This window comes from Iodobacter violaceini, assembly GCF_011601265.1.
Classification (GTDB): Bacteria; Pseudomonadota; Gammaproteobacteria; order Burkholderiales; family Chitinibacteraceae; genus Iodobacter; species Iodobacter violaceini.
The window spans coordinates 378,205-385,521 of sequence record NZ_JAAOLX010000005.1 but is presented as its reverse complement, the minus strand read 5'-3'; the positions used below and the strand labels follow the sequence as shown (position 1 = coordinate 385,521).

Sequence of the window (7,317 nt, the reverse complement as noted above, 5' to 3'; positions counted from 1 at the left end):
TGAGGCTGAGGCTGAGGCTGAGGCTGAGGCTGAGGCTGAGGCTGAGGCTGAGGCTGAGGCTGAGGCTGAGGCTGAGGCTGAGGCTGAGGCTGAGGCTGAGGCTGAGGCTGAGGCTGAGGCTGAGGCTGAGGCTCAAGGCTGAGCTGAGGCTTGTCCTGGGCAGTTTTAGGGCCGGCCGGCGTGACGGGAGCCTCAGGCGCTGGCTTAGCAGGAGCGGCAACAGGCGCGGGCGTTGTTGTCGTTTCTGTGGCTAAAGTGGCAGATTCTGTGTCGCTTTCCAGGCACTCAGTGGCATTAAAAACAAAGGCGCAGCGCCCACAGCGAACCTTGCCGCGGTGGGCTTGCAGCTGCGCTTCCGTTACACGAAAAGCGGTTTGGCAGTTTGGGCAACGGGTAATATCGTTCATGCGGTTTATTTGCGAATACCTGATAAGCAGACCCAGCCGTCTTCGGTTTGCGGCGCGTTCATGGCAAACCATTGGCTGTAAATAGCGATCACATCGTCTGCCTGCTCGGCCAGAATGCCGGACAAAGCAATGCGACCATTGATTTTTACTTTAGCAGCCAGCATTGGCGCTAAGGCTTTGAGCGGATTAGTCAGAATATTGGCAATCACCACATCGTAGGTGTCTGCGGGCTCTGCATCCGGCAGGTAAAATGCGACTTCAACTGCATTTTGTTCCGCGTTTTGCCGGGATGCGGTCATGGCTTGCGGGTCAATATCCACACCGGCAGCCGAGGCAGCACCGAGCTTAATCCCTGCAATCGCTAAAATCCCCGATCCACAGCCGTAATCGAGCAATTTCTCTCCGCCAGCCAGATTGCTGTCCAGCCATTTCAGGCAAAGACGAGTCGTTGGGTGGCTGCCCGTACCAAAAGCCAGGCCCGGGTCAAGCTGAATGCTGATCGCACCTGCATCAGGGCATTCATGCCAGGTTGGGGTGATCCAGAGGCGGTCAGAAATAGGGATGGGGTTAAATTGCGATTGGGTCAGCCGCACCCAGTCTTGTTCTTCCACACGCACCACGTCGTAAGGCGGGATGGCCAGTTTCAGCGTATTACTGGCTGCGGTGACAATCAGGCTGGTGTCGATATCTTCATCAAAAAGTGCGAGGACCACGCTGTTTTCCCACATCTGATCGACGGGCTCGCCTGGCTCACCAAAGATGGGTTTTTCTGCATCTGTGCCCGCAGCTGCATCTTCAACACTCACGGACAAAGCGCCCAGATCAAAAAGTGCGTCGGAAAAGCGTTCTGCTTGGGATGATTCAGTGGTGATGCGTAGTTCTTGCCAGGGCATTTTTTCTTACCTAATAGGAGTTCTCTGCCGTATTGTCGCATTCCAGCCTTCTTTTGAGAACGCTTTTGCGGTTTCTGGTGATTTTATCGTTATTTATTTTGCCTGATCAGCCGGTATTTATCCTGGGGATGTCAGTATGTTCTAGCTTGAAACTTAAAAAAATCCGTGTGCAATCTTGTTCAGGCTTTCCCTGGGCTTATGCAAAAATTGATATGGCTCAATATTTGGATGGCATTTTGTCTGCAAGATTCTTCTTAAATAAAATAGGGAGAAACACGAAATGTCCGTCTTTTTTGAATGGAATGATGAGCTGTCAGTAGGCATTCAGGAAATTGATGAGCAGCATAAAGTGCTGATTGATTTGCTGAATGAATTGCATGATGCGATTCGTCTGCATCATGGCAGTGAGGCATCAGGGCATATTCTGGGCCGGCTGGCAGATTACACGCGGACTCATTTTACTGTGGAAGAAAGCCTGATGCGTATTTTGGGGTATCCCGATTACGATGCACATAAGCAACATCATGAAGATTTAATAAAACAAATGAATGACTTGCAAGCACGTTTACTGGGTGGAGAGGCCATCACTTTTGAGCTGATGCATTTCCTCAGAAACTGGCTGACTCATCACATTATTGAAGGCGACAAGCGCTATACCGAGCATTTTTTATCCCGGGGTGCTCAGGCGAGCTGGCATAAAAAAAGTTGGCTGGAGCGCTTCTGGGCAAAGTAAAAAATCGTGGCCTGGCCTGAGCAATGGCAAGGATAAATAGCGCCAGAATCGAGTCAGAACGAGCCCTGGCTCAGGGGGCTTGCGGCGCGATCCTCGCTGGTGATTAAAGTTCCGTATTTTTTTTTCAAAAAAGCTATGCCGCCCCGGGCAGGGAGCAAAGCCAGGCGCATTTAAGTTGCTTTGATGACTCAAGGCAAAAAAGCCGGGTAGATTTTGTGTGGTTCAGCGGCTAGAATGGGCCGCTTTGCTTTATTGACACGGAACCGACCCGATATGTTCATTGCACCCGCGTTTGCTCAAGGTGCCGCACCGGCGCCAGGAATGGACTTTATGTCTTTTCTTCCCATGATCGTGATTTTTGTTTTGTTCTATTTTATGTTGATTCGTCCACAACAAAAACGCGCTAAAGAACAACAAGCCATGCTGGCTGCTCTGGCTAAAGGTGATGAAGTCGTAACCAGCGGTGGTATGGTTGGCCGCATCACCAAGGTGAATGAGCAGTATGTCACTCTTGAATTAGCCGATGGCGTAGAAATCCTGTTCCAACGTTCTGCTGTTGCGGCTCGTTTGGAAAAAGGCACTATTAAAAATAACAAGTAAAGCCAATCAGGCGGCCGTGGTTGTTACAACAACCCCGCCGCCTTTTGTGCATTTCTGGGTCCTGCCATGAATCGCTACCCGATTTGGAAATACCTATTAATTATTCTGACCGTTGCTCTGGCTGCGCTCTATACCCTGCCTAATCTGTTTGGTGAAAGCCCTGCAGTACAAATTGCCAGCGTTCGCGCGACAGTGAAGGTGGATGCTGCGCTACAGCAAAACGCTGAAGCTATTTTAAAGAGTGGCGGTGTCAAAATTGAAGATGCGCTTCTTGATGTCAATTCAGTGAAGTTTCGTTTTAAAGACACTGATGTTCAGCTTAAGGCCAAAGATCTTTTACAAACCAAGCTGGGCGACGATTACAGCGTGGCTTTAAATCTGTTATCAGATACCCCGTCCTGGCTGACCCGCATCGGTGCTAAGCCGATGTCGCTGGGGCTGGATTTGCGCGGTGGTGTGCACTTCTTGCTTGAAGTGGATATGAAGGCAGCCGTAGATAAGGCGCTGGAAAAAACCGCAGGCGATGTGCGTCGTGAATTAAAAGAAAAGAAAATTCGCTATGGCCGGATTGTTGCAACCCGCGACAGCGTTGAAGTTCAGCTGCGTGATGAGGAAACCACACAGGCCGCTGCTAAAGCATTGCGTCAGGTTCTGCAACAGCGCCAGATTGATATTCGCGATAACAAAATTGTGATTTCTTATTCTGTTGCTGCATTGCAGCAGCTGAAAAACGATGCTGTGAAGCAAAACATTACCACCTTGCATAATCGTGTGAACGAGCTGGGTGTGGCTGAGCCGGTGATTCAGCAGCAGGGCGAAGGCCGTATCGTGGTGCAATTGCCTGGCGTGCAGGATACTTCAAAGGCAAAAGATATTCTGGGCCGTACTGCCACGCTGGAAGTGCGCATGGTGGAAGACGATCAGGCTAAAATGTCCGAAGCCCTGAATGGTAATGTGCCTGCTGGCTTTGAGCTGTTGAGCGAGCGCGGTAATGATGGTCAGAATCGTCCTATCCTGCTGAAGAAAGAAGTTGAGCTGACTGGCGATAATATCAATGACGCACAAGCGGGCTTTGATGATCAAAACTCAGCAGCGGTTCACATCAACCTTGATTCTACTGGTGCAGCCATCTTTAAAACGCTGACTAAAGAAAGCATTGGTAAGCGTATGGCCATGGTGCTGGTTGAAAAAGGCAAGGGCGAAGTGGTGACAGCTCCTGTGATCCGTTCTGAAATTGGCGGTGGCCGTGTTCAGATCTCCGGTTCGATGGGGGTTGCAGAAGCTAACGATACTGCGCTGCTGTTACGCGCTGGCTCGTTGGCAGCGCCTATGAATATTGTTGAAGAACGCACCATTGGGCCAAGCCTGGGTAAAGACAATATCAGCAAGGGTTTCCACTCAACGCTTTATGGTTTCCTTGCGATTGCCGTGTTTATGATGGTTTATTACCGCGTATTTGGTGTGGTATCGGCTATTTCTCTGGCGGGCAATTTATTATTCCTGCTGGCGATGTTGTCTTTGCTGGGCGTGACCTTAACGCTGCCGGGTATTGCGGCGATTGCTCTTACCCTGGGTATGGCGATTGACTCGAATGTGTTGATTAATGAGCGGATTCGTGAAGAGCTGCGCCTCGGGATGACGCCTCAGGCCGCCATTAGCAATGGTTACGAACATGCTTTTGCTACGATTTTAGATTCCAACGTCACAACCCTGATTGCGGGTCTGGCCCTGCTGATTTTTGGCTCGGGTGCGGTACGTGGTTTTGCGTGGGTGCATTGCATAGGGATCTTAACGTCGATGTACAGCGCGGTGTTTGTTTCTCGCGGCATCATTAACCTCATTTATGGCGGCCGTCGTGTTTCGACGCTGGCTGTGTAAGGGTGCATCGCAATGATTGAATTTTTTCATGTAAAGCGTGATATTCCGTTTATGAGCTACGGTAAGCTTACAACGGCTATTTCGCTGGCAACCTTTGTTTTGGCGGTAGCGTTTCTGGTAATGAAAGGCCTGAATCTGGGCGTAGAATTTACCGGCGGTACAGTAATGGAGCTGCGCTACGCACAATCGGTAGACTTAAATCAGATTCGCGAAAAAGTGGACGGATTAAAGTATGGCGAAGCGCAGGTTCAGTCTTTGGGTACCACGCGCGATGTGATGGTGCGTCTGCCAAATATCAAAACTAAAACCAGTGCACAGTTGTCAAATGAAGTGCTGAATTTGCTTAAAACAGATCGCGCTGATGTTGAGCTGCGTAAAGTTGAGTTTATCGGTCCTTCTGTAGGCAGCGAGCTGGTTTCTCATGGTGCAACGGCGATTTTGCTGGTTTGCCTTGGCATTATTGCTTACCTGGCTATTCGTTTTGAATGGCGGTTTGCGGTGTCCGCCGTGATCGCGAATATGCACGATGTGATCATTATTTTAGGTTGCTTTGCACTCTTTCAGTGGGAGTTCACCTTAACCGTGCTGGCAGGTATTCTGGCTGTACTGGGTTATTCAGTGAATGAATCTGTGGTGGTGTTTGACCGGATTCGTGAAAACTTCCGCAAGCCTAATCTGCGCGGTAAAACAGTGCCGGAAGTGATTGATAACGCGATTACCGCGACGATCAGCCGTACGATCATTACCCACGGCTCTACCGAATGCATGGTTTTATCCATGCTGATCTTTGGTGGTGCTGCGCTGCATGGTTTTGCAATGGCGCTGACCATTGGTATTGTGTTTGGTATCTATTCATCGGTTCTGGTGGCATCGCCTCTCTTGCTGATGTTGGGGGTCACACGCGAAAACATGGTGAAACCTGTCAGAATTAAAGAAGAAGCGGTGGTTTAAGGTTTTTTCCAGCGCTTAACCCTACGCCGACGAGTATTTCGTCGGCGTTTTTATGTTAAGCCAGCCATAGCAAAATAATCCCCCGCCCGGGTAAATAGCCCCGGCATGCCATTCGGTGATGATTCATATCCCGGGTGTTTTTGCCTCTAAGGAGAGCAGGTATGGAATTCAATCCAGTTGATGTTTTTTTGCATTTAGATGTCTATCTGGCCCAGATTATTGCCCAATATGGCAGCTGGGTTTATGCACTATTATTTGCCGTCATTTTTGTAGAAACCGGTGTGGTGGTGATGCCTTTTCTGCCGGGTGATTCGCTCTTGTTTGTTGCAGGGATGCTGGCCGGTGGCGGGCATATGAATCTGTATGTGCTGATGGGTTTATTATTTACTGCGGCGGTATTAGGGGATGCAGTGAATTACACCATCGGCCGTTATTTTGGGCATAAACTGTTTGCCAATAAAGATTCTAAAATATTTCGCCAGGATTACTTGCAAAAGACCCATGCGTTTTATGAAAAGCATGGCGGTAAAACGATTATCCTCGCGCGTTTTGTGCCGATTGTTCGCACCTTTGCACCCTTCGTGGCCGGTATGGCTGAAATGAGTTATCACCGCTTTTTAATGTTCAATTTTATTGGCGCAGCGGTTTGGGTGGTTTCCCTGCTTTACGCCGGTTATTTCCTGGGCGGTATTCCGTTTATTGCCAAAAATATCGGCTCTATTGCCATTGCCTTGGTTTTAATTCCGGCCATGCCGGTGGTGATTGAATTTTTTAAAATGAAATTTGCTAAAAAAGAAGCATAAGCAGGCCGGATACAGGTGTTTTACACGCCTGTTTCGCTGCTGATGCAGATCAGATTGCAAGCATGTGCTGTTTTGCATCCTGGTTTTAGCCGGATGGCTCTGATGTGATCCGGTGTTATTTGATATCGCTGTAAACGTGTTACAAGGCCTCAATGAGCAAATCCTTTCATACCGAAAAAGCGGCCATGCGGGCCGCTTTTGATAAAGCAGCAACAAGCTATGATGCGGCCGCTGTTTTGCAGCGCGAAGTAGCAGATCGTATGTTTGAACGTTTGGATTACATCAAGGTTAATCCCCTAACTGTATTAGATGCAGGTTGCGGTACGGGCTATTGTGCGCCGCAATTGCAAACCCTTTATAAAGACGCCCGGCTGATAGAGCTGGATTTAGCGCCAGGTATGTTGCAGGTGGCCAGAGCCAAAGAGGGCGGTGGCTTTAAAAAGCTCTGGGCCAGCTTGCGTGGCCAGGGCGCGGCCTATTTGTGTGCCGATATTGAATCGCTGCCGCTGGCAGATGAATCGGTCGATGTGATTTGGTCCAGCCTGACCTTGCAATGGTGTAATGAGCCGGATGCTGCATTTGCAGAATTCACCCGTGTTTTAAAGCCCGGTGGCTTGCTGATGTTTTCCACCCTTGGCCCGGATACGCTTAAAGAGCTGCGTGCATCTTTTGCTGCGGTGGATGATAAAGAGCATGTGAACCGTTTTATCGATATGCATGATCTGGGTGATGCTTTGGTCAAAAATGGCCTGAGCACGCCGGTGATGGATATGGAATACCTCACCATGACTTACGATAGCGCCAAGGCCATCATGCAGGATTTAAAAGATATTGGCGCGCACAATGTGGCAGAAGGGCGCTCAAGGGGCATGTTGGGCAAAGCAGCCTGGCAAAAAATTGTGGCTGAATACGAGACATTCAGGCGTGATGGCTTGCTGCCGTGTACCTACGAAGTGGTTTACGGCCACGCATGGAAGCCGCTTACCCAGCCTGCCAGAAAGAATGCCGATGGCAGCCAGATTATTGAATTCAGGCCACGGCCAGCATGAGCG

General features: G+C 49.6%; 8 protein-coding genes. 6 read left to right on the top strand and 2 right to left on the bottom strand.

The window, feature by feature from the left end:
- Positions 1-407 (bottom strand): MJ0042-type zinc finger domain-containing protein (locus tag HA050_RS12155; protein WP_205836416.1); only part of this gene is annotated, 407 nt, incomplete at its 3' end.
- 5 nt (positions 408-412) lie between these two features.
- Positions 413-1,300, bottom strand: a complete 888-nt coding sequence (prmA, locus tag HA050_RS12150) for a 50S ribosomal protein L11 methyltransferase (protein WP_166826385.1) — start codon at positions 1,298-1,300, stop codon at positions 413-415.
- A gap of 280 nt (positions 1,301-1,580) precedes the next feature.
- On the opposite strand from prmA, the gene HA050_RS12145 reads away from it, so the two are divergent.
- The 6 genes from HA050_RS12145 to bioC all read left to right on the top strand — a co-directional run bounded on the left by HA050_RS12145 (position 1,581) and on the right by bioC (position 7,314).
- Positions 1,581-2,033 (top strand): bacteriohemerythrin, encoded by a 453-nt coding sequence (locus HA050_RS12145; protein ID WP_166826383.1) that lies wholly within the window; start codon positions 1,581-1,583, stop codon positions 2,031-2,033.
- Between the two features lie 273 nt (positions 2,034-2,306).
- A complete protein-coding gene (gene yajC, locus HA050_RS12140; RefSeq protein WP_099399838.1) occupies positions 2,307-2,633 on the top strand; it encodes a preprotein translocase subunit YajC in 327 nt (108 codons plus the stop codon).
- Between the two features lie 66 nt (positions 2,634-2,699).
- Entirely contained in the window at positions 2,700-4,511 is a 1,812-nt protein-coding gene (gene secD, locus HA050_RS12135; RefSeq protein WP_166826380.1) for a protein translocase subunit SecD, read from the top strand.
- A 15-nt stretch (positions 4,512-4,526) separates the two neighbouring features.
- A complete protein-coding gene (gene secF, locus HA050_RS12130) occupies positions 4,527-5,462 on the top strand; it encodes a protein translocase subunit SecF (RefSeq protein ID WP_166826432.1) in 936 nt (311 codons plus the stop codon).
- Between the two features lie 161 nt (positions 5,463-5,623).
- Positions 5,624-6,265: a DedA family protein gene (locus tag HA050_RS12125; RefSeq protein ID WP_099399830.1), complete on the top strand. Its 642-nt coding sequence runs from the start codon at positions 5,624-5,626 to the stop codon at positions 6,263-6,265.
- Positions 6,266-6,417: 152 nt separating this feature from the next.
- Complete coding sequence (bioC, locus tag HA050_RS12120) at positions 6,418-7,314, top strand: malonyl-ACP O-methyltransferase BioC (RefSeq protein WP_166826378.1); 897 nt, start codon at positions 6,418-6,420, stop codon at positions 7,312-7,314.
- Positions 7,315-7,317 lie beyond the last annotated feature (3 nt).